At 71.1% G+C, this 24742-nt stretch carries 24 protein-coding genes; 8 read left to right on the top strand and 16 right to left on the bottom strand.

All coding sequences use genetic code 11. The features are described from left to right. The first annotated feature begins 57 nt into the window (after window positions 1–57). The 3 genes from AUC47_RS09610 to AUC47_RS09620 all read left to right on the top strand — a co-directional run bounded on the left by AUC47_RS09610 (window position 58) and on the right by AUC47_RS09620 (window position 2356). On the top strand, window positions 58–498 hold the full coding sequence (locus AUC47_RS09610; protein WP_096714998.1) for a MarR family winged helix-turn-helix transcriptional regulator: 441 nt from the start codon (window positions 58–60) through the stop codon (window positions 496–498). 5 nt (window positions 499–503) lie between these two features. Beyond that, window positions 504–1856: an MFS transporter gene (locus AUC47_RS09615; protein WP_096715023.1), complete on the top strand. Its 1353-nt coding sequence runs from the start codon at window positions 504–506 to the stop codon at window positions 1854–1856. Between the two features lie 68 nt (window positions 1857–1924). Next, on the top strand, window positions 1925–2356 hold the full coding sequence (locus AUC47_RS09620; protein WP_096714999.1) for a hypothetical protein: 432 nt from the start codon (window positions 1925–1927) through the stop codon (window positions 2354–2356). 126 nt (window positions 2357–2482) lie between these two features. Here the strand turns inward: AUC47_RS09620 and rocD are convergent, their stop codons facing one another. The 8 genes from rocD to AUC47_RS09660 form a co-directional block, all read right to left on the bottom strand. Further along, on the bottom strand, window positions 2483–3700 hold the full coding sequence (gene rocD, locus AUC47_RS09625; RefSeq protein WP_096715000.1) for an ornithine--oxo-acid transaminase: 1218 nt from the start codon (window positions 3698–3700) through the stop codon (window positions 2483–2485). Next, the gene (gene ddaH / locus AUC47_RS09630) at window positions 3697–4587 is read right to left on the bottom strand and encodes a dimethylargininase (RefSeq protein ID WP_096715001.1); all 891 of its coding nucleotides are present in this window, start codon (window positions 4585–4587) and stop codon (window positions 3697–3699) included. Before ddaH ends, rocD begins: the two co-directional genes overlap by 4 nt. A gap of 167 nt (window positions 4588–4754) precedes the next feature. Then, window positions 4755–5816 carry an NAD(P)-dependent alcohol dehydrogenase gene (locus AUC47_RS09635; protein WP_096715002.1) on the bottom strand — a complete coding sequence of 354 codons (1062 nt, stop codon included), beginning with the start codon at window positions 5814–5816 and terminating at the stop codon, window positions 4755–4757. Window position 5817: 1 nt separating this feature from the next. Continuing rightward, window positions 5818–6048 (bottom strand): helix-turn-helix transcriptional regulator, encoded by a 231-nt coding sequence (locus AUC47_RS09640; RefSeq protein ID WP_096715003.1) that lies wholly within the window; start codon window positions 6046–6048, stop codon window positions 5818–5820. Next, window positions 6048–6482 carry a hypothetical protein gene (locus tag AUC47_RS09645; RefSeq protein WP_096715004.1) on the bottom strand — a complete coding sequence of 145 codons (435 nt, stop codon included), beginning with the start codon at window positions 6480–6482 and terminating at the stop codon, window positions 6048–6050. Before AUC47_RS09645 ends, AUC47_RS09640 begins: the two co-directional genes overlap by 1 nt. Window positions 6483–6578: 96 nt before the next feature. After that, window positions 6579–10241: a proline dehydrogenase family protein gene (locus AUC47_RS09650; RefSeq protein WP_096715005.1), complete on the bottom strand. Its 3663-nt coding sequence runs from the start codon at window positions 10239–10241 to the stop codon at window positions 6579–6581. Between the two features lie 163 nt (window positions 10242–10404). Next, complete coding sequence (locus AUC47_RS09655) at window positions 10405–11256, bottom strand: sugar nucleotide-binding protein (protein WP_096715006.1); 852 nt, start codon at window positions 11254–11256, stop codon at window positions 10405–10407. Between the two features lie 2 nt (window positions 11257–11258). Then, window positions 11259–11819 (bottom strand): acyl-CoA thioesterase, encoded by a 561-nt coding sequence (locus AUC47_RS09660; protein ID WP_096715024.1) that lies wholly within the window; start codon window positions 11817–11819, stop codon window positions 11259–11261. A 130-nt stretch (window positions 11820–11949) separates the two neighbouring features. Here AUC47_RS09660 and AUC47_RS09665 point away from each other — a divergent pair, with 130 nt between their 5' ends. Beyond that, window positions 11950–12456: a GNAT family N-acetyltransferase gene (locus AUC47_RS09665; RefSeq protein WP_096715007.1), complete on the top strand. Its 507-nt coding sequence runs from the start codon at window positions 11950–11952 to the stop codon at window positions 12454–12456. Window positions 12457–12587: 131 nt separating this feature from the next. Here the strand turns inward: AUC47_RS09665 and AUC47_RS09670 are convergent, their stop codons facing one another. Genes AUC47_RS09670 through AUC47_RS09680 form a run of 3 tightly spaced genes read right to left on the bottom strand, consistent with a single transcriptional unit; the run spans window position 12588 to window position 15980 of the window. Continuing rightward, a complete protein-coding gene (locus tag AUC47_RS09670; protein WP_096715008.1) occupies window positions 12588–14228 on the bottom strand; it encodes a cytochrome b/b6 domain-containing protein in 1641 nt (546 codons plus the stop codon). Between the two features lie 2 nt (window positions 14229–14230). Continuing rightward, window positions 14231–15202: an electron transfer flavoprotein subunit alpha/FixB family protein gene (locus AUC47_RS09675; RefSeq protein WP_096715009.1), complete on the bottom strand. Its 972-nt coding sequence runs from the start codon at window positions 15200–15202 to the stop codon at window positions 14231–14233. Window position 15203: 1 nt separating this feature from the next. Then, complete coding sequence (locus AUC47_RS09680; RefSeq protein WP_096715010.1) at window positions 15204–15980, bottom strand: electron transfer flavoprotein subunit beta/FixA family protein; 777 nt, start codon at window positions 15978–15980, stop codon at window positions 15204–15206. Window positions 15981–16090: 110 nt separating this feature from the next. Here AUC47_RS09680 and AUC47_RS09685 point away from each other — a divergent pair, with 110 nt between their 5' ends. From AUC47_RS09685 to AUC47_RS09695, 3 genes are read left to right on the top strand one after another with little or no spacing between them, the layout of a single operon-like run. After that, on the top strand, window positions 16091–16627 hold the full coding sequence (locus tag AUC47_RS09685; RefSeq protein WP_096715011.1) for a MarR family winged helix-turn-helix transcriptional regulator: 537 nt from the start codon (window positions 16091–16093) through the stop codon (window positions 16625–16627). A gap of 1 nt (window position 16628) precedes the next feature. Next, window positions 16629–17099, top strand: coding sequence for an SRPBCC family protein (locus AUC47_RS09690; protein ID WP_096715012.1), 471 nt, complete (start codon window positions 16629–16631; stop codon window positions 17097–17099). Then, on the top strand, window positions 17096–17539 hold the full coding sequence (locus AUC47_RS09695) for a YdeI/OmpD-associated family protein (protein ID WP_096715013.1): 444 nt from the start codon (window positions 17096–17098) through the stop codon (window positions 17537–17539). Before AUC47_RS09690 ends, AUC47_RS09695 begins: the two co-directional genes overlap by 4 nt. Window positions 17540–17563: 24 nt before the next feature. Here the strand turns inward: AUC47_RS09695 and AUC47_RS09700 are convergent, their stop codons facing one another. The 5 genes from AUC47_RS09700 to AUC47_RS09720 form a co-directional block, all read right to left on the bottom strand. Then, window positions 17564–18340: an enoyl-CoA hydratase-related protein gene (locus AUC47_RS09700; RefSeq protein WP_096715014.1), complete on the bottom strand. Its 777-nt coding sequence runs from the start codon at window positions 18338–18340 to the stop codon at window positions 17564–17566. A gap of 195 nt (window positions 18341–18535) precedes the next feature. Beyond that, entirely contained in the window at window positions 18536–19429 is an 894-nt protein-coding gene (mmsB, locus tag AUC47_RS09705) for a 3-hydroxyisobutyrate dehydrogenase (RefSeq protein WP_096715015.1), read from the bottom strand. Then, the gene (locus tag AUC47_RS09710) at window positions 19426–20655 is read right to left on the bottom strand and encodes an acyl-CoA dehydrogenase family protein (RefSeq protein WP_096715016.1); all 1230 of its coding nucleotides are present in this window, start codon (window positions 20653–20655) and stop codon (window positions 19426–19428) included. The genes mmsB and AUC47_RS09710 overlap by 4 nt, the downstream gene beginning before the upstream one ends. A 26-nt stretch (window positions 20656–20681) precedes the next feature. Then, complete coding sequence (locus AUC47_RS09715) at window positions 20682–22184, bottom strand: CoA-acylating methylmalonate-semialdehyde dehydrogenase (protein ID WP_096715017.1); 1503 nt, start codon at window positions 22182–22184, stop codon at window positions 20682–20684. Window positions 22185–22550: 366 nt separating this feature from the next. Continuing rightward, window positions 22551–23738, bottom strand: coding sequence for a thiolase family protein (locus AUC47_RS09720; protein WP_096715018.1), 1188 nt, complete (start codon window positions 23736–23738; stop codon window positions 22551–22553). Window positions 23739–24117: 379 nt separating this feature from the next. On the opposite strand from AUC47_RS09720, the gene AUC47_RS09725 reads away from it, so the two are divergent. Further along, window positions 24118–24702, top strand: a complete 585-nt coding sequence (locus tag AUC47_RS09725) for an antibiotic biosynthesis monooxygenase (RefSeq protein ID WP_096715019.1) — start codon at window positions 24118–24120, stop codon at window positions 24700–24702. Window positions 24703–24742: the final 40 nt, after the last annotated feature.

A 24742-nucleotide genomic window follows, 5' to 3' on the forward strand; every position in this document is an offset into this window, starting at 1 on the left:
CTACCAGCGGAGGAGGCATCTTGTCTCAGAAGAGAAATTAGATAGACTATCTAAGTAATGTCTGCGTCCGATGAGTCCCTTCACCTCACCGCGACAGACCTGCGCCTCGCCACCTTCCGGCTCGCGCGCCGCCTCCGACACGTTCGTGCCGTCGACGCCATGAGCGACGCGCAGCTGGCGGTGCTCGCGACGCTGCGCATGCACGGTCGTCGCACGATCACCGCTCTCGCGGATGCCGAGCGCGTCACCGCCCCGTCGATGACCAGCATGATCAACGGCCTCGCCGAGCAGGGCTACGTCGTGCGCATCCCCGATGAGGAGGACCGCCGCCGCGTGCAGGTCGACATCACCGAGAGCGGTTCGGCGATCGTCGCCGAGACCATTCAACGGCGCGACCGACTGCTCGCCGGCATGCTGGCCGAGCTCGATCTCACCGAGGCGGAGCTCTCGACGCTGCGCGAGGCCAGCGCCCTGATGCGGAGGGTGGTCGACCGATGAGCGCCATGTTCCGCTCGTTCGCGAACGTCAACTACCGCATCTGGTTCGCCGGCGCTCTCGTCTCGAACGTCGGCGGGTGGATGCAGGCGACCGCGCAGGACTGGGTCGTGCTCACCGAGCTCACCGACAACGACGCCGCCGCGATGGGCGTGACGATGGCGCTGCAGTTCGGACCGCCGCTCGTGCTCGTGAGCCTCACCGGGTGGGTGGCCGACCGCTTCGAGCGCCGCCGCATTTTGCTCGCGACGCAGAGCGCGCTGCTGGTGCTCGCGATCGCCGTCGGCGTCCTGCTCCTGAACGGGCTCATGACGCTGCCGATGATGTTCGGCTTCGCGGCGGCCTTCGGCGTCGTGAACGCGTTCGACGCCCCGGCCCGTCAGGCGTTCGTCTCCGACATGGTGTCGGTGGGCGACACCTCGAACGCGGTCGCGCTGAACTCGGCATCCTTCAACCTCGCCCGTATGATCGGCCCCGCCGTCGGTGGACTGCTGATCGTCGCGATCGGCTCCGGCTGGGTGTTCATCGCGAACGCGGCGACCTTCCTCGCGATGCTCGTGGCGCTTCTGCTGCTGCGTACCGGACAGCTCGCGCCGCGCCTCAAGGGACGCAGCCGCGGAGGCCTCGCCGCCGGATTCCGCTACGTCTGGGGGCGCAGCGATCTGCGCGTCGTGTTCGTGACCGTGTTCCTCATCGGCGCGTTCGGCATGAACTTCCCGATCTTCGCCTCGACCATGGCCCTGGAGTTCGGTGCGGGGGCCGACGGCTACGGCGTGCTCAGCTCGATCCTCGCGATCGGATCCCTCGCCGGGGCCCTCCTCGCTGCTCGCCGCGACCGCGCCCGCGTGCGGGTCGTGATCCTCGCGGCCGGCGGCTTCGGCATCGCCGCGTTCGTCTCGTCGGCGATGCCGACCTACGCCGCCTACGCGGTGACCCTGACCTTCACCGGTTTCATGATCGTCACGCTGCTCACCACGGCGAACGGCTACGTGCAGATGACGACCGACCCCACGCTGCGCGGTCGGGTGCTCGCGCTCTACATGGCCGTGATCATGGGGTCGACCCCGGTCGGGGCGCCCATCGCGGGGTGGGTGGCCGACACGTTCGGCCCGCGCAGCGCGATCATGCTCGGCGGAACGGCCGGTCTCGTCGCGTGCGCGATCGGCACGATCTGGGTCATCACGTCGGGACGCCTCCGGCGCTCCGAGGACCGCCGCTTCCTGCTCACCCTCGACGAGACGCGCCCGCTCAGCGTCATCGACGAGCCGGAGCTCGCCGAGCCGGCGGCATCCGCCGAGCACGTGGACTACACCGAGAAGGCCACCGCGACGACACCGATCCGGATCGCGAAGCAGGACTGAGCCGGATCGCCCGGCGCGGGTTTGTCAACCCCTCGCCGCCCCACCGGCACCGGCGTAACGTCGCGCACATGGACGACAACACAGGACGCACCCCGCACCCCGAGCAGCCCGCCGAGGGCTCCCCCGAGATCAACCCGGAGCACAACACCGCTCCCGACGGTCAGAGCGCCGGCGACGGCGCAAACGACCTCGACGGCGGCGCGCAGGGCGCAGCCCAGGGTGGCGCGATCCAGGGCGACAACGCGCACGGCGAATCGCCCCGCGGCGCGATCCAGGGCGAAGCCGCAGACGGCGACCCGCAGGGGTCGTCGCAGGGCGGAGCCATCCAGGGCGACAGCTCGCACGGCGAGTCGCCGCACGGCGCGATCCAGGGCGACGCGAATCCCGACCGCGACGTTCCCATCGGCGGCGACGACACGACCGCCGCGCAGCTGGACGCCGACAACGATGTGGAGCGCGACACCCTTCGCACCCTCGACCCCGAGGACCCGCCGGCCTGAATCGCGGACTCGCGGCGACGCCACGGTGTCCCCGTTCCCGCCCGCGCCCACCCCACCGCTCGCTTGGCACCTCCTGCCGGAATCCTCGCGGAATTCCCGCAGGAGGTGCCAACCGAAGCGGGGTGACTACGCGCCGAGCACGTGCTTGAGCTGCTCCACCGCCCAGTCGAGTTCCGTCGCGCGGATCACGATGGGCGGCGCGATGCGGATCGTCTGTCCGTGCGTGTCCTTGACGAGCACGCCGCGATCGAGCAGACGATCGGCGATCTCCCGCCCGGTGCCCTTCGCGGGGTCGATGTCGACGCCGGCCCAGAGCCCGGCGATGCGCACCGCGGTCACGCCGTGCCCCTTCAGCGACTCGAGCGCCCCGGCGAGGTGCTCGCCCAGAGCGCGGGCGCGCTCCTGGAACTCGCCGTTCTCGAGCATCTCCACCACGCGGAGTCCCACCGCCGCCGCGAGCGGATTGCCGCCGAACGTCGAGCCGTGCTCGCCGGGCTGGATGACCCCGAGCACATCGCTGTTGCCGACCACCGCGGAGACGGGGAGGATGCCGCCGCCCAGCGCCTTGCCGAGCAGGTACAGGTCGGGCACGACGCCCTCGCGATCGCACGCGAACGTCTCGCCGACGCGCCCGAGCCCCGACTGGATCTCGTCGGCGATGAAGAGCACGTTCTTCTCGTCGCAGATCTCGCGGATGCGGCGCAGGTACCCCTCCGGCGGGATGATCACCCCGCCCTCGCCCTGGATGGGCTCGATGAGCACGGCGGCGGTGTCGGCGGTGATGGCCGCGGCGACGGCATCCGCGTCCCCGTAGGGCACCACGTCGAAACCGGGCGTGTACGGCCCGAAGCCCTCGCGCGCCTGCTCGTCGTCGCTGAAGCTGACGATGGTCGTCGTGCGCCCGTGGAAGTTGCCCGCGGCGACGATGATCCGCGCAGCGCCGTCGGTGATGCCCTTGACCCGGTAGCCCCACGCACGGGCGACCTTGATTCCGGTCTCGACCGCCTCGGCGCCGGTGTTCATCGGCAGCACCATGTCTTTGCCGGCGAGCTCGGCGAGCGCGGCCGCGAACGGCTCCAGGCGATCGCTGCGGAACGCGCGGCTCGTCAGCGTCACGCGGCCGAGCTGCTCGGTGAGCGCGGCGACGAGGGCCGGATGCCGGTGGCCGAAGTTCACGGCCGAGTACGCCGCGAGCAGATCGAGGTAGCGCTTGCCCTCGACGTCGGTGACCCAGGCGCCCTCGCCGCGTGCGATCGTCACGGGGAGCGGGTGGTAGTTGTGCGCGACGTGGGGCTCGGCATCCGGTGCCGTGGCCGACCCCGCGACCTCGTCGACCGCCGTCACTTGGCACCCCGCAGCTCGAGCGTGCAGCACTTGATGCCGCCGCCGCCGAGCAGCAGCTCGGACAGGTCGACCATTATCGGGTTGTAGCCGCGCTCGCGCAGCTGCTTCTCGAAGCCCACGGCGCGCGGCGAGATGATGACGTTGTAGCCGTCGCTCGCCGAGTTCAGGCCGAACACGGCGCCGTCCTCGTCGGACACGAGGATCGCGTCGGGGAAGCGCTTCTCCAGCTCGGCACGGCTCTCGTCGTCGAAGGCCCCGGGGAGGTAGGCGATGTTGGCGCGCTCGGGTCCGCCGTTCTCGACGCCCTGCACGGGGTCGAGCACCGCGATCGCCGTGTCGAGGTGGTAGAAGCGCGGGTCGATCAGGTTCAGCGACACGACTTCGCGGCCGAAGACCTCGCCGACCTCACGGTGGCTGTCGCCGGTCGAGCGGAATCCGGTGCCGGCCAGGATCACGTCGCCGACGAGCAGGAAGTCACCCTCCCCCTCGTTGACCTCCTGCGGCATGACGGTGTCAAAGCCGGCAGCGCGGAACCAGTCCGCGAACGCGGGCGCCTCGCCTTGGCGCTCGACGAACCGGAACTCGGGCACGTACGCGCGGCCGTCGATCACGAAGCCGCCGTTCGCGGTGTAGACCATGTCGGGGTAGCCGGCGAGCGGCTCGATGAGCTCGACCTCGTGACCCAGTTCGAGGTAGAGGTCGTGCAGCTTCTGCCACTGCTCGACGGCCTTCTCGGTGTCGGTGGGCTTCGCGGGCTCCATCCACGGGTTGATGGAGTAGTTCACCGTGAAGTGCGACGGCTTGCACATCAGGTAGCGGCGGTGGTGCGCGGTGCGTGCGTTCGCCTCGGTGGCGGTGGACTCGGACGCGGTGGTCTCGACAGACATGGAGCTCCTCGAAAGAGACGCGGCGGACGCTGTCCAGGGGCCCGGCGGTCCTTCGACCCTGTCCGCTCTCCGGGAGCGGGCGGCGGGGAAGATGCGACTCGAGCACGCCGGCATCCATTCTGTCACCCGTCGCCTGGGCGGTGCCAGAGCGGCGACTGTGTCGAGCGTCACTCCGCCCCGCGCACGACGACCTTGCCGACCGTATGCCCCGCCTCGACATGCGACAGCGCCGAGGATGCCCGCGCGAACCCGTACTCGCGGTCGATCACCGGCGTGATGCGGCCCTCGGCCGTCAGTTCGAGCAGCGCGGTCAGCACCTCCGTCCGGGGCGTCGCCATCAGCGAGCGGATGCGGCGGCGGGACCCGATCGAGCGCAGCGCGGCGGCGAGGATGCGGGGCATCGGCCCCAGCACGTGACCGCCGTTCCCTGCGGTGAGCACGACCCGCCCGCCGTCGCGGACGAGACGCTGCAGATCGCGCAGCGGGATGCCGCCGGCGATGTCGACGACCGCATCGAAGTGACCGGCGGGCAGCGTCGACAGGGGCGTGCGGCGGTGATCGATCGTCCGGGCCGCGCCGAGATGTTCGACGAGACGCGCATTGCGCTCCCCACAGGTGGCCCATACCTCGGCGCCGCGCAGCGCGGCGAGCTGCACCGCGAACGTCCCGACGCCGCCCGAGGCGCCGATCACGAGCACGCGCCCCGGTGCAGCATCCGGATTCCCGCCGCCGGAGCGGATGCCGACGCCGGCGAGGTCGAGCGCCTGCCAGGCCGTGCCGCCGGCCACCGGCAGCGTCGTCGCGATCTCGGAGGTCACGCCGTCGGGGACGGGCACGAGGCGGGATGCCGGGACGGCGACGTGCGAGGCGAGCCCTCCCCCGCCGACCAGCTCGCCGACGACCCGCGTGCCGAGGTCGACGCCGATCACGTCGGGACCCAGCTCGACGACGGTGCCGGCGGCCTCCATCCCGCGCACGGGATACGTGGGTCTGGTGAGACCGAACACCGGTCGCACGAGCAGGGGATCGCCGAGCAGCAGGCGCACGTCGCCGGCGTTGAGCGAGGTGGCCTCGACCCGCACGACGACCTCGCCGCGCCGCGGCGCGGGCATCGGGATCTCGGTGAGGCGGACGCCGTCGGCGGGTCCGTAGGTCTCGCGGCTCCACGCGGGGATCATGGCGCGCGTCGTCTCGGGCTCACTGCCGGCAATGCGGTGTTCAGCGGACATGTCAGCCCTCCTTCGGGGCGGCGTCGGGGTACTGGAAGAGATCGTCGAGGCCGACGCCGAATGCGCAGGCGATCTGGAACGCGAGCTCGAGGGTCGGCGAGTACTTCTCCTGCTCGATCGCGATGAGGGTCTGGCGCGTCACGCCGATCGAGCGGGCGAGCTCGGCCTGAGTGAGCCCTGCCGCTTCGCGGTGGGAGCGGATGCTATTGGAGACGAGAGTCGGCTTGACCATCACACCAGGCCCCGCCGATACGCGACGACCCGCGCGATACTGCCGATCACTGCCGATACCGCGAAACCGGCGAACATGGTGTTCGCGATCCAGAACAGGTCGGCTCCGATCGCGCACAGGGCGATCACGGCGAGCCCGGCGATCACGAGGAACGCCTGCTCCACGCGTCCGCCCATGCGGCTGATGTCGCGATCGCGGATGTCGGATGCCGTCGCCGCCTCGCGGTCGCGCATCCCGACGGCGATGCCCCAGACGATCGTGATGAGGATCGTCACGACGATCCCGCCTCCGATCGTCCAGAGCATCGGCGGCAGCCAGTCGATGTCGGTCACCGGGCGGCTCGCCGCCTGCTGCAGCATGATGACGACGTACGTGGTGATCGCGATCACGCTGACGACGAGACCCGTCCAGGCGTTGCGCTCCTCGAAGACCATGACCGCTCCTCGTGTAAAAGATTGTTTACACGAGGAACCTACGCCGGGGCGATCGTCATGTCAAGAATCTTTTACACTCCGTGACTGGCGGGCCCCTCAGATCACCTCGGCGCTCCAATCGTCCGGGTTGCCGTAGCGGTGCGCGGTGATGGCGATCGCCTGCTCGTGCACGAAAGGCAGCAGCTCGATCCGCGCCGCCGAGGTGACCTCGCCGTCGTACACCGCGAGATCGGGGTCGCCCCCGACGGCGCCGGCGAGCGACCGGTGCAGCTCCCCGACCGATGCGCGCGTGCCGACGAGCCGGACGCGCGACGGGTGGCCCTCGGCCTGCATCCGCTCGATCCACTCCTCGTCGCTCTCGAGGTACACGGTCGCCCCCACGTCGCCGAGTGCGTGACGCACGGCCGCGGGCAGCCCGACCGGGGTCGACAGCGTGAACGGAGCACCCGCCCGCACCGCCGCGATCACGACGCGCAGCAGCTCCTGCCAGCCCGCGTCCGACGTCGCGCGGATCCCGACGGGCACCGGCCGGTACCGGAAGAGGTTCCGCTCGACGCCGAGCCGCGACACGTCGCGCACTCTGCCGAACTCGCGGTCCCAGGCGAGCGCGTCGGAGAGCGCCGACCGGCGCAGCCACTCGAACGCCTCGTAGTCGAGCGACGGCTGCGCCGACTCGATCAGGGCCGTGATCCGGGCGTCGAGGCCGCGCAGGTGCAGCGTGCTCGACACGGGCCCCGTGGCCCGAGACCTCCACGATCCGAGGCCGATGAGGTAATTCGGGCCGCCGGCCTTCGCGCCGGGTCCGACCGACGAGCGCTTCCAGCCGCCGAACGGCTGACGCTGCACGATCGCGCCGGTGATGCCGCGATTCACGTAGAGGTTGCCGGCCTGCACGCGGTCGAGCCACAGCCCGAGCTCGGCCGGATCCTGCGTGTAGAGCCCCGCCGTGAGGCCGTAGGCGACGGCGTTCTGCAGCTCGATCGCACGCTCGAGCGTGGGGGCGTGCATGACCCCGAGCACGGGGCCGAAGAACTCCTCGGCGTGGAAGCGCGAGCCCGGCTGCACGCCGACGCGGATGCCGGGGCGCCACAGCCGCCCGGTCGGATCGTCGGCGGAGACGGCGGGTTCGATGAGCCACTTCTCCTCGCCCTCGAGCTCGGTGAGAGCCCACGCGAGCTTGCCCTGCGGCCGCTCGATCACGGGACCGACCTCGGCCAGCGGGTCGGTCGGCCAGCCGACGTGCAGCGACCGCGTCGCGTCGGCGAGCTGTCGGGCGAACCGCTGCGAGCGCCCGACCGGGCCGACGAGGATGGCGAGGGATGCCGCGGAGCACTTCTGCCCCGCGTGGCCGAACGCGCTGCGGACGAGATCGGCCACCGCGAGGTCGAGGTCGGCCGACGGGGTGATGATCATGGCGTTCTTGCCGCTCGTCTCGGCCAGCAACGGCAGGTCGGGACGCCAGGAGCGGAAGAGCGCCGCGGTCTCCCAGGAGCCGGTGAGGATGACGCGGTCGACGCCGGGGTGCGTGATGAGCTCTCGCCCCAGGTCGCCCTCCTCGATGTCGACGAGGGCGAGCACGTCGCGCGGCACACCGGCCTGCCAGAGCGTCTCGGTGATCACGGCGGCGCAGCGACGAGACTGCGGGGCCGGTTTGAACACGACGCCCGACCCGGCGGCGAGCGCGGCGAGCACTCCTCCGGCGGGGATCGCGAGCGGGAAGTTCCACGGCGGGGCCACGACGGTGGCGCCGGCGGGCACGAACGAGGCGCCGGCGACGGCGTCCAGCTCCCGGGCGGTCGCGGCGTAGTACCGGGCGAAGTCGACGGCCTCACTGACCTCGATGTCGGCTTCGGCGAAGACCTTGCCCGTCTCGGAGGCGGCGACCTCGATGAGGTCGGCGCGGCGGCCCTCGAGCGCGGCGGCGGCGCGCAGCAGCACCTCGGCGCGCTCGGCGGCGGGTCGAGCGCCCCACTGGGCACCGGCATCCCTGACGCGGGCGATCGTGCTGTCGAGAACGCTTGCGTCGTCGACGCGGGCGGCCGCGATGGTATCGACGCCGAGCGTCGACGTGGCGATCCGGCCCAGCACCCCGGCCGCCCACTCCCGGTTCGCCGGCAGCGAGGGGTCGCTGTCGGCGGTGTTGGAGAACCCCGGGGCGCCGTCGCCCGCGCGGTCGAGTTCACGCGGCGAGTACACCGCCGTCTCGAGGAACGGGGCGCCGGTGTCGTCGGACCCGCGCGAGATGCCGAGCACGGCCTTGGTCAGATCCTCCTCGGGCGCGGGCGCGACCGGTGCGGGGCGCACCGACTCGTGCACGGGCGCGAGGCGGTCCTGCGTGCGGCGCGGTCCGGTGCGCAGCGTGGGCGATGTCGAGCGCTCGAGCGCGTCGAGGAAGCGGTCCTGCTCCCGCACGAACAGCGCCTCGTCGTCGCCGAGCCGGAAGGCCGCCGAGAGGAAGTTGTCGGGAGAGGCGTTCTCCTCCAGCCGCCGCACGAGGTAGCTGATCGCCACGTCGAACTCGTCGGGCTTCACGACCGGCACGTACAGCAGCACCTCGCCGACGTCACGGGAGACGGCCTGCACCTGCCCCTGCGCCATGCCGAGCAGCATCTCGAACTCGATCGGGGGCTGCCCGACGGCACCGGTCGCACCCGACGCGGCATCCTGCGCCGCACGCACGCCCCGTTCCCCCGCGAGCAGCCACGCGTACGCGATGCCGAAGAGGTTGTGTCCCGCGATCCCGAGTCGCACGGCTGCCACGTTCTCCGGTCGCAGCGCCCAGTCGAGGCAGCGCAGATAGTTGGCGTCGGTGTCGACCTTGACGTCGTAGGTCGCCGTCGGCCAGCCGTGCATGGTCGCCTCGACCCGCTCCATCGCGAGGTTCGCGCCCTTCACGAGACGTACCTTGATCGGCGCCCCGCCGTGCGCGATGCGCTCCTGCGCCCACGCGGTGAGCTCCTGCAGCGCCGGGAGCGCGTCGGGCAGGTACGCCTGCAGCACGATCCCGGCCTCGAGCCCCTGCAGCCGCGGATCTTCGAGGATGCGTGTGAACACCGCGATCGTGAGGTCGAGGTCGCGGTACTCCTCCATGTCGAGGTTGATGAACGTGCGGTCCGACGCCGCCGTCAGGTACAGCGGCAGCAGGCGTTCGACGACGGCATCCACCACCTCGTCGAACGCCCACATCGAGATGTGGCTGATGATCGCCGACACCTTGACCGAGACGTAGTCGACGTCCGGGCGCCGGATCAGGTCGTGGATGCCGTCGAGCCGCCGCTTCGCCTCGGCCTCGCCGAGCACGGCCTCGCCCAGCAGGTTGAGGTTCAGGCGGGCGCCCGACTCGCGGATCTTCGCGATCGCCGGTCCGAGCTTCGCCGGGCGCGCGTCGACCACGAGGTGACCGACCATCTCGCGCAGCACCCGACGGGCGATCGGCACGACGGGTGCGGGCAGCACAGGGGCGACGCCGCCGCCGATCTTCACCGCCGAACGCAGATACCACGGCAGGAACTCGGGCACGATCGGCGCGATCCGGTGGAGCTGGGATGCCGCAGCGCCCAGGCTCTCGGGGCGCATGACACCGTCGACGAAGCCGAGCGTGAACGGGAGACCGTTGGCGTCCTGCAGCACTCCGGCGAGGCGCTCGGCGGCGGGGTCGACGTCGGCGGCCGCCGCCTCGGTCACCCAGCGGCGGGCGAGGTCGATCGCGCGGTCCGCGAGGGTGTCGGACGGGTCTGCAGACGGCATCGGGTCGGCCATGTGCCCAGGCTATTACCGCGCGCCTCACTCCCCGCGTCCCCGCGCCGACCCGCCTCGCGCGCACCTCTGTCTTCCCGCCGACCCACCCCCTTGTGCGCGACCCACCCCTGTTCGGTCGGGCCGCAGAGGGGCGGCTCGCGCAGAAGGGGGTGGCTCGGCGAGGTCAGCGTCCCGCTGCGAGCATTCCGTCGTACCCCTCGCGGAACGTCGGGTACGACAGTTCCCCCAGCAGCGCGTGGGCGAGGCTGCCGTCGAGCACGGTGCCGCCCCCGGCATCCCCCTCGCTCTGCGGCGGAGCCGCGACGCCCAACCGCGAGGCGATGTGCGAGACGACGTCGCCGAGGCGCACGGGCTCCCGATCGATCGCGTGCACGAGCGCGGGCGGGGCGTCGGCGCGCAGCAGCGCCTCGAGAAGCCGCACGAGGTCATGCTCGTGGATGCGGTTGGTGCGGCGCTCGTGGTCGACGGCCGCCCCCTCGCGCACGCGGCGGATCAGCGAGTCCCGCCCGGGGCCGTAGATCCCGGCGGGACGCACGATGATCGCGTCGAACAGGTCGACGGCCAGCCGCTCCCCCTCGACGAGGGCGTCGCCGCGCTCGCCGATCGTCAGCGGCGGGTCGGTCTCGGTGAGCGGAGCCCGCCCGTCGGCGCCCCCGAACGCCTGCGAGCCGTAGCCCTCGAACACCCTGGTCGACGAGACGAAGATCGTGCGCTCGGGGCGCACGGTCAGCGCGGCGGCGAGATGCGTGAGCGCGGCGGGATAGATCGATCCCTCCTGGCCGGTCCCCGGCGGCAGCGTGATCACGACCGCGTCGAACGTCGGCAGCGGCGTGGAGAGCGGATGCCGCAGGTCGGCCTCGATCGTCGAGAACGCCGCGGGCAATCCCGAGCCGTCGCGACGGATCGCGGTGACCGCGGCTCCGTCGTCGACGAGCCGCTCGCCGAGGGCCGTGCCGAGCGCGCCGCACCCGACGAGGAGGGTGCGTGCGGGGCGGCGCGCACCGGCATCCGCCATGATCAGCTCCACTCGCTCGGCGCGGGCATGCGCACGGGCGGGAGAGCGGATGCCGCGGCCCAGTCGTGCACCCAGGCGTCGATCTCGCGGACGCCCTCCGGCTTGCCGACGGCGGCGAAGAGCTCTTCGTTGCTGACCGTGCCGCCGGTGCGGCGCAGCATCCTGGCGCGCACGATCGCCCGCGCGTACACCTGCCCCTTGACGACTGCGCGGTGCTCCATGAAGAGGGCCTTCTCGTCGTGGCCGATGAACCGCGACTGCACCTCGAACCGCTGCCACAGCTGCAGCGACCTGCGGAAGGTGATCGTCTCGCTCGACACGACCGCGTACCAGCCCCGATCCTTCATGGCGTCGAAGAGCCCGGTGCGGATGAGCAGGTCCCATCGCCCGAGGTCGAACAGCGAGAGGTATCGCCCGTTGTTCATGTGGCGGAGGATGTCGATGTCGCTCGGGAGCGTCGTCAGCCGGATGGTGCCGACGGCGGTCGGGTCGAGGGTCTTGCCGCGCCGCGCGCGACGGCGGGCTGCGAGGATCACCAGGAGGGTGCGCCAGATCACGTTCACGAGGATCGATCGTAGCCATCGGCGCACGATCGGCGAACATCGTTGTCAGATTCCTCCAGGCGGTGTTACAGCGGCATTTCGGCATCCTGCTCGATTTCTCGATCGTGTGTGCCGCGCGTAGAGTCACCGCATGAGCGCCGAAGCCCACCCTGAAGTCATCGTCCGTCCGGTCCGTGATGTGGACGCGGAAGCCCTTGGTCGCGTGCACGCGCAGTGCTGGCACGAGACCTACGACCACCTGATCAGCAAGGCCGCGCTCGAGAAGGTCTCGCCCCGGCGCATGGCCGAGCTGTGGACGCACTGGGCCGCTCAGGGCCCCGAGTTCACGATGAACGCCGCGCTCGTCGACGGCGAGATCGTGGGCTTCGCCGGCTCTGGTCCCGCCCGCGACAAGGACGCCCCCGCGTTCCGCGAGCTGTACTTCATCTACCTGCTCGACGCGTGGCACGGCACGGGCATCGGCCAGAAGCTGTTCGACGCCGCGGTCGAGAAGGACGAGCCCCTGTACCTGTGGGTCGCCGAGGACAACCCCCGCGCGCACCGCTTCTACACGCGGAACGGCTTCACCCTGGACGGTGCGACGCACACCGAGCCGTTCCTCGGCGAGACCCTCACCGAGGTGCGCTTCACCCGCTGACCCGCGCTCGGCCGCCCTCCGCCGAGCCACCCCTTTCTCGCCGAACCACCCCTGTGCGTGTCGAACGCAAGGGGGTGGTTCGCACGTAAGGGGGTGGCTCGGGTGTCAGACGCGGTATCAGAAGCGAAGGCTCAGCGCCCCGACACCGTGCCGAACAGGCGGGCGATGGGCGCGATCACGAGCGGACGCGCCGCGACCCAGCCGATCGCGATCACGACCATGGACGCGACGAACACCCAGAATCCGGTCCAGGTGACGGCATCCTGCGCCGCGTACATGTGGTTGAGGTTACGCAGGAACCCGGTCAGGAACACCAGCAGCACGTGCACGATGATGAACGCCACGAAGTACAGCATCACCGGGAAGTGCAGGGCGCGCGCCCATTCGATCGGGTACCCCTTCGAGAGGCGCTCGGCCCTCTTCGGCCACATCCCCGACATGCGGAACCCGGTCACCGCGGCGAGCGGAGCGGCCAGGAACACGGTCGCGAAGTAGGCGATCTGCTGCAGGCTGTTGTAGTTGTTCCAGCCGTTCTCGTGCGGCCAGTCGAACGAGACGTACTGCAGCGCCGCCGACAGCGCGTTCGGGAAGACCTCCCAACTCGTCGGCACGATCCGCGCCCAATGGCCGGTCGTGAACAGCAGCACCACGAAGATCACGCCGTTCACCAGCCACAGGATGTCGAGCGCCTGATGGAACCAGATCGTCAGGCTCGTCTTGCCCTTGGGATCGTTCCGCGGGGTCCAGAACGCGGTCGGACGCTTCTCGGTGCGGATGCGCAGACCCGAGCGGATGATCAGCACCATGAGGAACACGTTGAAGAAGTGCTGCCAGCCGATCCACGGCGCGAACCCCGGTTCGACCTGCACCGCGGGTTCGTATTCCCCCGGGAACGCGGCGAGGAAGTCCTGCATGAACGGCAGACTCAGCAGCGCTCGGACGAACGCCACGGCGGCGCCGGCCAGGATGCCGAGGGCCGCGGCACCGAACAGTCCGGCGATCGCCTGGGGCCACGTCGGGCGACGGGCGGATGCCGGTGCCGCAGCGACATGGCGTGGGGCCCGACCGTCCCACACCGTCTTCGTCCACGGCAGGGGCGTGGAGACGTCGGCGACCGTCGCGACCACGGCCGAGCGAGCCGCGGTCGGCGCCGGCGCCGCAGCCGCAGCAGTCGCCGCAGGTTCGGGGGCCGACGCGACGAGGGAGCGGACGGTGTTGGCGGGCGGCCACGGCTCGCCGCCACGAATGCGCGGCAGGCCTCGCCGCACGGATGCTGCAGCGTCACCCCGCGGTTCGTCGAGCGAGGACGACGCCGCGGACGCTTCCCCATCCCGCGGGTCGTCGAGCGAGGACGACGCCGCGGACGCTTCCCCACCCCGCGGATCGTCGAGCGAGGACGACGGAGTCGACCGAGACGAAACGCGGTCCCCTCCGGACGGCGCAACCACGGACGACGCGGGCGGCCACGGCTCGCCGCCCGGCGTGCGCGGGAGTCCGCGGCGCAGGGTCGTACCGGCGGTGTGGCGCGTGTCGTCTGGCTCCGCTCGCTCAACGACCCGGGGTTCAACGACCGATGCGTCAACGACCGGGGGTGCGGCGACCGACGAGTCCTTCCGCGTTTCGTCTCGCGCCGTTCGCTCGACGACCGGGGGTTCGATCGGGGCCTCAACGACCGGAGCCTCGACGACCGCGACCTCGACCACCCCCGCGGGCGGCCAGGGCTCGCCGCCGGGCGTGCGCGGGAGGCCGCGGCGCAGCATCCGCTCTGCCATGTCTACTTCTTCCGGGCCTCGAGCGCGGCGATCACCTGCGGCACCACGGTGAACAGGTCCCCGACGATGCCGAAGTCGGCGACGTCGAAGATGGGCGCCTCCGCGTCCTTGTTGATCGCGACGATCGTCTTGGCGGTCTGCATGCCGGCGCGGTGCTGGATCGCGCCGGAGATGCCGAGAGCGACATACAGCTGCGGCGATACCGAGACCCCGGTCTGGCCGACCTGGTGCGACTGCGGGATGTATCCGGCGTCGACGGCGGCGCGCGAGGCCCCGACGGCGGCGCCGAGCGCATCGGCGAGCTCCTCGACGAGCACGAACTTCTCCTTCGAGGCGAGTCCGCGTCCGCCCGAGACGACGCGCTGGGCACCGCGCAGCTCGGGGCGCGTCGACGTCGTCTCGATCGCCTCGACCGCACCGACGGTGGCAGCGGGGGCTCCGGATGCCGCGACGGCGAGCTCCTCGACGGTCGGCGCACCGACGGCCTCGGCGCGGGCGTCGACCGCTCCCTGACGCACCGTGATGACGGGAGTCCCGTACGTGGGCGCCGCGTCGACGAGATAGGCCCCGCCGTAGACGGAGTGGTGCGCCACGACGCCCTCGTCGTCGCGGGACACACCGACAGCGTCGACGCACAGGGCGCTGCGGGTGCGGACGGCGAAGCGTCCTGCGACGTCGCGCCCGGCGATCGAGTTCGAGATCAGCACGGCATCCGGCTGCACCTTCTCGAATGCGGCCTGGAGGGCGTCGACCACCGGCACGGTGAGCAGGCTGTCGTCTCCGGAGGCGGTCAGCACGACGGCGGCGCCGGCCGCGGCGGCCTTGGCCGCGGCATCCTCTGCGCCGCCGACGATGAGGGCGACGGGCGAGCCGATGGTCGATGCGGCGCCGATCAGGGCGGCGGTGCTGCTGGCCGGAGCGCCCGACGGATCGACGTCGACCAGCACGAGCACGGGTTTCTCGGGGTAGCTCATGTCACACCAGCCTGTTCTCTGCGAGGTAGTCGACGAGCTTCTGGGCGGAATCGCCCTCGTCGACGATCTTGACGCCCGCGGCGCGCGCCGGCTTCTCCGACACCGCCGTCATGATCGTGCGCGGGGCCTCTGCGGGGTCGGCTGAGACGCCGAGGTCGTCGAGGGTCAGCACCTCGAGCGGTTTCTTCTTCGCCGCCATGATGCCCTTGAAGTTCGGGAACCGCGCGTCCGGCAGCGCCTCGGTGATCGAGATGACGACGGGGAGGGATGCCGAGATCGGCTGCGCCCCGGCATCCGCCGCCCTCGTGCCGCTGATGCCGTCGGCGGTGATCTCGACCGTGGTGAGCGCGGTGGCGTGCGGCCAGCCGAGGTGCTCGGCGAGCATCGCGGCCATGACACCGCCGGAGCCGTCGGTCGAGAGGTTGCCGGCGATGACGAGGTCGGGCTCACCGCGGCGGATCGCGGCGGCGAGCACCTCGGCGGTGAGCCCCAGGTCGGCGCCCACGAGGCGCTCGTCGGCGATGTGCACGGCCGATCCGGCGCCGATCGCCAGTGCTCGGCGCACCGACGCGGTCGACCCCTCGGGCGCCATCGCCACGGCCACGACCTCGGTGCCCTCGTTCTTGTCGGCGTGGCTCAGCGCGACCTCGAGGGCACGCTCGGTGATCTCGTCGAGCACCACGTCTCCTGCCGCGCGATCGGCCAGGCCGGTCTCGAGGTCGAGCTTGCGGTCGCCGTAGGTGTCCGGCACCTCTTTGACCAGGACGAAGATCTTCATCGATTGCTCCTCACGACTGCCTCGATTCTAGCGTGGTGAAACTGAGTCCCATTTCGAGAGCGACCGAGGACCAGCGATCGGCTGAACGTCCGATGCCCTACCGTAGAGACGTGGTCCGATCCCGCCCTCTGCCCGTCGATCCGCTCGCCGAAGCGAAGCGGCAGTGGCTCGCGCACGGATGGACGGATGCCGCGGACGGCATGACCGTGGTGACCTCGGTCATGCGGGCCCAGCAGCTCCTGCTCGCCCGGGTCGACGCGACCCTGAAGCCGTTCGCGCTGACCTTCGCCCGCTACGAGATGCTGCGCCTGCTGGCGTTCAGCCGCGCGGGCCGGCTTCCCCTGTCGAGCGTCGTCGCTCGCCTCCAGGTGCACGCGACGACCGTGACGAGCACCGCCGAACGCCTCGTCCGCGACGCGCTCATCGTGCGCGAGCCGCACCCCCACGACGGACGCGCCGCGCTCCTCGCGCTCACGCCCGCCGGTCGCGACCTCGTCGAGAAGGCGACCGCGGCGCTCAACGCCGAGGTGTTCGCCGACCCCGGCATCAGCCGCGACGACGCCACCGAGCTCGTCGCGATCGTCGCCCGCATGCGCAAAGCAGCCGGCGACTTCGCCGACCCGCGCCCGCAGCCGGACGCGCTCTGACATGGCACGCTTCGTGCTCGAGCGGGTGATCGCCGCTCCCCCGGCCGAGGTCTTCGCCGCGTCGCTCGATCCCGAGCTGCACGTGCGCTCGATGGCACGGCACGGAGAGACCATGGTCGAGGCGCCGGCCGGTGGCGTCTTCAGCGAGGGGTCGACGGTCACCTGGCGAGCGCGGCACCTCGGCATCCCGTTCCGGCTGCGGTCGGTGGTGTTCGACATCGACGAACCCCACGGGTTCCGCGACCGCCAGATCGCGGGCCCCTTCGGCGCGTTCCTGCACGAGCACGAGTTCCAGCCGCACGAGCGCGGGACGCTCATGCGCGACACGATCACGTTCCGCTCGCCGTTCGGTCCGATCGGCCGGGTCGTCGACCGGCTGTTCATGACGGCGTACCTGCGGCGACTCATCGCGGAACGCAACGACACGATCTCCGCCGAGATCGAGGGCCGCGGGCGTACCCTGTCGCCATGAGCGAACTGCGTGTCCACACCACCCTCGTGCGGCGCGGCCCCGCCGCCGCGATCGTGCTCACCGACGAGCAGGTCTCGTCGCTCGGCGCGGGCAAGGCGTTCCCGGTCGCTGTCACGATCGACGGGCGCACGGCCCGACTGCGGCTCGCCCGCATGGGCGGCGAGAACCTCATCGGATTCAACAAGGCCGTGCGGGCCGACCTCGGGCTCGAGGTCGACCAGGAGATCGATGCTGTGATCCGGGTCGATTCCGCCGAGCGCACGATCGAGGTGCCGCCGCCGCTCGCCGCCGCGCTCGACGCCGACCCGGCGCTGCGCGCCGCCTTCGACGCCCTCTCCCCCTCGGCGCGCAAGGAGCACGCCCGACAGGTGGCCGACGCGAAGCAGGACGCCACGCGCGATCGCCGCATCGAGAAGATCGTCGCGTCGCTGCGCGCCTGAGCCACCGGCCATGGGTCTCACGACTCAGCGATTCTGGAAGTCGGGTGCGCGCTTCTCGCGGAAGGCGGCCATGCCCTCCTTCTGGTCGGCGGTGTCGAACAGCGCGGCGAAGGCCCGCTTCTCGTGGGCGAGGCCGTCGGCGAGCGATGTCTCCATCGCCGCATCCAGCGCGGCCTTCGCCGCGTAGAGCGACGGAAGCGACTTCGAGGCGATGGTCTCGGCCAGTGCCGCAGCCTCGTCGAGCAGATCGGATGCCGGCACCACGCGCGACACGAGACCGGACCGCTCCGCCTCCTCGGCGCCCATGAAGCGACCGGAGAGCACGAGCTCGGCGGCCTTGTAGTAGCCCACCGCGCGGATGAGCCGCTGCGTTCCGCCCATTCCGGGGATGACGCCGAGGTTGATCTCAGGCTGTCCGAACTTCGCGGTGTCGGCGGCGAGGATGATGTCGCACATCATCGCGAGCTCGCATCCGCCGCCGAGCGCGAAGCCCGACACCGCCGCGATCACCGGCGTCTTCACCGCGGCGAACTCGTGCCAGATGCCGAAGTGATCGGTCTCGAGCATCTCGTCGCCCGACATGCCCTCCATCTCCTTGATGTCGGCGCCGGCGGCGAACGCCTTCTCCGAGCCGGTGACGACGATCGCACCAACGCCGTCGTCGAGGTCGAAGGCCTGGGCGGCGGCCGTGATGTCCTCCGCGAGCTGGGAGTTCAGGGCGTTCAGCGCCTGCGGCCTGTTCAGGGTGATCCATCCGACGCGTCCGCGCTGCTCGACCAGGATCGTCTCGTACTCGGTCATGAAGGCCCTCTCCGTCGTGGTCGTTCCAGTATCACGGGGTTGCCGCGTTTCGTCTCGCTCGGCTCCGCCGCGCTCGCTGCACCCTCTCCGGTCGTCGAGCGAGCGAAGCACCCTCTCCGGTCGTTGAGCGAACGACGCACCCTCTCCGGTCGTTGAGCGAGCGAAGCGAGACGAAACGCCGTGACCCGACCGAGCTCACCGGCCGACGACCCCATCGCGGATGTCGGTGATGATGCCGGAGAAGTCGCGACCGGCGCCGTCGCCGGCGGCGAACGCGGCGTACAGCTGCTGCGCGAGGCGCCCCATCCTCGCATCCGTCGAGGTCTGCTCGACGGCCTGGAGCGCGAGACCGAGGTCCTTCGCCATGAGCGCCCCGGCGAACCCGGGCTGATAGTCCCGGTTCGCTGGACTCGTGGGCACGGGTCCGGGCACCGGGCAGTTCGTGGTGATCGACCAGCACTGCCCCGAGGCCTGCGACACGACGTCGAACAGCGCCTGATGCTCGAGCCCGAGTCGCTCGCCGAGCACGAACGCCTCGGCCACGGCGATCTGTGAGACCGCGAGCACCATGTTGTTGCAGACCTTCGCGGCCTGCCCGAGGCCCGGGCCTCCACAGTGCACGATGCGCTTGCCCATGACCTCGAGCAGCGGCAGCGCGGCGGCGTAGTCCTCGTCGGACCCGCCGACCATGAACGCGAGCGTGCCGTTCTCGGCCCCGACGACACCACCCGAGACGGGGGCGTCGATGTTGCGGTGCCCCGCGGCGAGCGCGAGCGCATGAGCGGCCCGCGCCTCGTCGACCGCGATCGTCGACGACTCGATGAACAGCGTCGCGGGTCGGGCGGCGGCGAGCAGCTCGGTGCGGTACGCGTCGAGCACATGCTTCCCCGCGGGGAACATCGTGATGACGACGTCCGCGTCGGCGACGGCATCCGCTCCGCTCTCCGCGACGGGGATGCCGGCACCGCGCGCCGCCTCGATCGCCGCCGGCACGAGGTCGAAGCCGTGCACCTCGTGCCCCGCGGCGACGAGGTTCTTCGCCATCGGCAGTCCCATGTGCCCGAGGCCGAGGAACGCGACCCGGGTCATGACGCGCTCCGCATCGCGCTGCCGCCGCTCCGCTCCGCCGAACTTCCGCCGCTCCGCTGGAGGGATGCCGAGCCCGACGGACGCAGCATCTCGCGACCGACGATCAGGCGCATGATCTCGTTCGTCCCCTCGAGGATCTGGTGCACACGGAGGTCCCGGACGACGCGCTCGATGCCGTAGTCCTGCAGGTAGCCGTAGCCGCCGTGCAGCTGCAGCGCGCGGTTGGCGACGTCGAATCCGGCATCCGTCGCGAAGCGCTTGGCCATCGCGCACCGCATGGTCGCGTCGGGCGAGTGCTCGTCGACCGCCCGCGCGCCATCGCTCACCATGAGCCGCGCGGCCTGCAGGTCGGTGCGCATGTCGGCGACCTGGAAGAGGATCGACTGCTTCTCGGCCAGCGGCTCACCGAACGCGACCCGCTCGTGCACGTACTGCACGGCGCGGTCGAGCGCCCACTGCGCCCCGCCGAGCGAACAGGCCGCGATGTTCAGGCGTCCGCCGTTGAGCGCCGACATCGCGATCGCGAAGCCGCGGCCCTCCGCGCCCAGGAGAGCGGATGCCGGCACCCGCACCCCATCGAGGATCACGGGCCTCGTGGGCTGCGCGTGCCACCCCATCTTCTTCTCGGGCGGTCCGAAGCTCAGCCCTGGCGCATCGCCCGGGACGAGGAAAGCACTGATCCCGCGGGCACCCGGCTCGCCGGTGCGCGCCATGACGACGTACACCGCCGCCTCGCCCGCACCGGAGATGAACTGCTTGACCCCCGTGAGCACGTAGTCGTCGCCGTCGCGGACGGCGCTCGTGGTGATGTTCGCCGCATCCGACCCCGCTCCCGGTTCGGTGAGACAGTAGCCGCCGAACTCCTGCATCGCGGTGAGCTGCGGCACCCACTGCGCACGCTGCGTCTCGTCGCCGTAGGTGTCGATCATCCAGGCGACCATGTTGTGGATCGAGATGTAGGCGGCGACCGCGGGGTCGCCCTTGGCGAGCTCCTCGAAGATCGCGACGGTGTCGGTGCGGCTGAGCGCGGTGCCGCCGAACTCCTCACGCACGTAGATGCCGCCGAGGCCGAGCTCTCCCGCCTTCCGCAGCGACTCCCGCGGGAACAGGTGCTTCTCGTCGCGCTCGGCGGCGAAGGGCGCGAGCTCCGTGTCGGCGAACTCGCGGACGGCCCCGATGATCGCCTCGCGTTCCTCGGCGGTGGTGATGGTGATGGTGTCGCTCATGATGGTGTCCTCGTAGGGCGTGGGGATCAGTGCATGGTGGGGATGACGAAGCTGGCCCCGTCGCGGATGCCCGCCGCGGGCCAGCGGCTCGTGACCGTCTTCGTCTTCGTGTAGAAGCGGAACGCGTCGGCTCCGTGCTGGTTGAGGTCGCCGAACCCGCTGCGCTTCCAGCCGCCGAACGTGTAGTACGCGATCGGCACCGGGATGGGGACGTTGACACCGACCATGCCGACCTCGACGCGGGCGGCGAAGTCGCGCGCGGCATCCCCATCGCGGGTGAAGATCGCGACGCCGTTGCCGTATTCGTGCTCGGACGCCATGCGCAGCGCCTCTTCGTAGTCCGCCGCGCGAGCGATCACGAGCACCGGGCCGAAGATCTCCTCGCGGTAGATCGCCATGTCGGTGGTGACGTGGTCGAAGAGGGTCGGGCCGAGGTAGAACCCCTCCTCGTGACCCGGGACCGTGAAGCCGCGTCCGTCGGCGAGCAGCGTCGCTCCCTCGTCCACGCCCTGCTGGATGTAGCCCTCCACGCGCTCCACAGCGGCGCGGGTGACGAGCGGGCCGTAGTCGGCGTCGCTCGCGAGCGCCGGGCCGACCCGCAGTCGGGCGACGCGCTCTCGGAGCTTCGCGGCGAGAGCATCCGCCGTCTCGTCTCCGACGGGCACCGCGACCGAGATCGCCATGCACCGCTCGCCCGCCGAGCCGTAGCCGGAGCCGATCAGGGCGTCGACGGCCTGGTCGAGGTCGGCGTCGGGCATCACGATCATGTGGTTCTTGGCGCCCCCGAAGCACTGCGCGCGCTTTCCGTGCGCGGCGGCGGTCGCGTAGATGTACTCCGCGATCGGGGTGGAGCCGACGAAGCCCACGGCACGGATGCGGTCGTCGGTGAGAAGCGTGTCGACCGCCTCCTTGTCGCCGTGCACGACATTGAGGACGCCGGCCGGCAGCCCCGCCTCGAGGAACAGCTCGGCGAGGCGCACGGGCACGGAGGGGTCGCGCTCGCTGGGCTTGAGCACCACTGCGTTCCCCGCCGCGAGCGCGGGACCCGCCTTCCAGAGCGGGATCATCGCGGGGAAGTTGAACGGCGTGATCGCGGCGACGACCCCGAGCGGCTGGCGCATCGAGTACACGTCGATGCCGGCTCCCGCTCCGGTCGAGTACTCGCCCTTGAGCAGGTGCGGCGCCCCGGCGGAGAACTCGATGACCTCGAGCCCGCGCTGAATGTCGCCCTTCGCGTCGTCGACGGTCTTGCCGTGCTCACTCGCCAGGAGTTCGGCGAGCGACTGCATCTCGCGCTGCACGAAGTCGAGGAAGCGCAGGAGAACCCGGGCGCGCTTCTGCGGGTTGGTCGCAGCCCACTCGACCTGGGCTGATTCGGCGTTCGCGATGACTGCGCGCACCTCCTCGGCGGCGGCGAGCGGCACCCGGGCCTGCACGGAGCCCGAGCTCGGGTCGAACACGTCGGCGAAGCGGCCCTCTTTAGGGGTGAGGTGCGATCCGCCTACGAAATGGGGGATGGTGCGAGTCATTGTGCGAGATCCCTTCGGGCCGTCATTGGCACAATGCGAGTGTACTTCGGCATCCGACGAATTACTAGGGCATCCATGTATTTGAGATCCCGGCGCTGCACGGGGATTCCACGCGTGTTCACCGCCCGGACACCTGGGTCGACTACAACTGCAGATGCGCGGACACATCGACTCAGACCGGATCGGGCAGTCAGGTCATCCGCGCTCACGGTGAGTATGAGCTCCCGTCGCGGTGTCATCACCGCGAAGACCCCCGCCGAATCGGGTCGGCGGGGGTCTTCCTCATCCGGGCGCGTTGCTCGGGAAAGCGCGCCAGCCTCGGCCGTTTCCTAACCAAGAGGCCGAAGCACGCGCCAAGAGCCGAGGCTAGGGACGCTCCACGATCATCGCGTTCGCCATCCCGCCGCCCTCGCACATGGTCTGCAGACCGTAGCGGCCGCCGATCGCGTCGAGGTGATCCACCAGCGTGCCGAGCAGGCGCGTTCCCGACGACCCCAGCGCGTGGCCCAGCGCGATCGCGCCGCCGCGGGGGTTGAGCTTCGCGGCATCCGCCCCGGTCTCTGCCGCCCACGCGAGCGGCACCGACGCGAACGCCTCGTTCACCTCGTACGCATCGAGGTCGTCGATCGACAGCCCGGCGCGGTCGAGGATCCGCCGCGTCGCGGGGATCGGCCCGGTCAGCATCATCAGCGGATCGTCGCCGACCACGGCGAAGGAGTGGAACCGGGCACGCGGCGTGAGCCCCAGCTGCTCGGCGCGCTCCGCGCTCATGAGCAGCGCCGCGGAGGCTCCGTCGGTGAGCGGCGAGGAGCTGCCCGGCGTGATGCGCCAGTCGAGGTCAGGGAAGCGCTCGGCGAGCGCGTCGGTGCGGAACGCCGCCGGAAGCCCGGCGAGAGCGGATGCCGTCGTCCCCGCCCGCACGGTCTCGTCGCCGCGCGCCTCCGGCGCCTCGTCGACCGCGACCACGGTGCGGTCGAAGAAGCCCTCCTCCCAGGCCGCGGCCGCCCGGCGGTGCGATTCGGCGGCGTAGGCATCCAGCTCCTCGCGGCCGAGCCCCCACCGCGCCGCGATGAGCTCGGCGGACACCCCCTGATTCACGAGGCCCTCGGGGTACCGGGCGCGCAGGCGCGGCGACATCGGACTCCCGGCGACCGTCGCGGACGATCCGAGCGGCACCCGACTCATCGACTCGACGCCGCCGACGATGACCGCGTCGTAGGCGCCGGCCATGATGCCCTGCGCCGCGGCGTGCACGGCCTGCTGACTCGATCCGCACTGCCGGTCGATCGTCGCCGCGGGCACCGTCTCGTCGAACCCGGCGGCGAGCACGGCCTGGCGCGCGATGTTCGACGACTGCTCGCCCACCTGGCTCACGCAGCCGAGCAGCACGTCGTCGATCTGACGCGACTCGAGGCCGCTGCGGTCGAGGATCGCGGCGAGCACTCCCGCGGCGAGGTCGACGGGGTGGACTCCCGACAGCATCCCGCCCGGCTTGCCGCGGCCGACGGGCGTGCGGACGACATCGATCAGGACGGCTTCGCTGCGCGTGCTCATGCCTTCATTCTCTCCCCGATGGCGCGCGCCGGCAGGGTGCGCCGCCTCTAGTCGGCGGGGAGCGGCGGGCGGGAGAAGATGTGGCGGGGCTTGACCGCGCGGGACCCGGAGGTCTTCGCGGGGGCATCGGCCGACACGGACTGTTCCGTGCGGGAGGGGGTCGGGCGTCTGTCTGCGTCCTGGTCGGACGAGGGATGACTACTCATGTCCCGACCGTACGGGGCGAACATGTACGCGCGTTCAGGTTCGCGGTTCGCGCGGTTCGCGCGGTGCGAACGAGCGCCGCGGTATCCGAAATAGAATCGACGGGCGCCCGCACCCCGGCGCTCCCCCGTCCCGATGTGCCCGCGACCCGGGCCGCACTCTGCGAGGCTCCCCCATGTCCACCGAAGCGATCACCGTCTCCATCCGCCGCGAGGTCGACCCGGCGCGCATCAGCGAGACCACCGAGTGGGTGCAGCGCGGCGTCAACATGGCGAACACGTACCCGGGATTCCTCGGATCGGGATGGGTGCGCGCCGGCGCCGATTCGCACGTGTGGCACATGCTCTACCGCTTCGCCGACGAGGAGACGCTGGTCGCGTGGGAGGACTCCGCCGAGCGCGCCGCCTGGCTGGCCACCGGCGAGGGCCTCGTGCTCAGCGAGCGCTCGCGCCGCCGCAGCGGCATCGAGGGGTGGTTCGACGAGCCCGCGACCGGGTCGGTGACCGTGCAGACCGCCGAGGGCACGGCATCCGGCGCCATCGTGAAGGCTCCTCCGCGGTGGAAGCAGGCGGTGTCGATCTGGCTGGGCTTCTTCCCCGTGAACCTCCTCTTCACGTACGCCATGAGCCCGATCCCCGGCTGGAACGAGCTGCCGATCTGGCTGCGCGTCCTCGCGACGACCCTCGTGCTCACGCCGATCATGACCTACTGGGTTCTGCCCTGGGTCACGCGCTCGCTGCGCCGCTGGCTCGCGCGCTGACGGATTCGGACCGTCAGGAAAGATCAGAAACGCCTCGGAA

The sequence above is a fragment of the Microbacterium sp. SZ1 genome, from assembly GCF_002362255.1.
Taxonomy (GTDB): Bacteria; Actinomycetota; Actinomycetes; order Actinomycetales; family Microbacteriaceae; genus Microbacterium.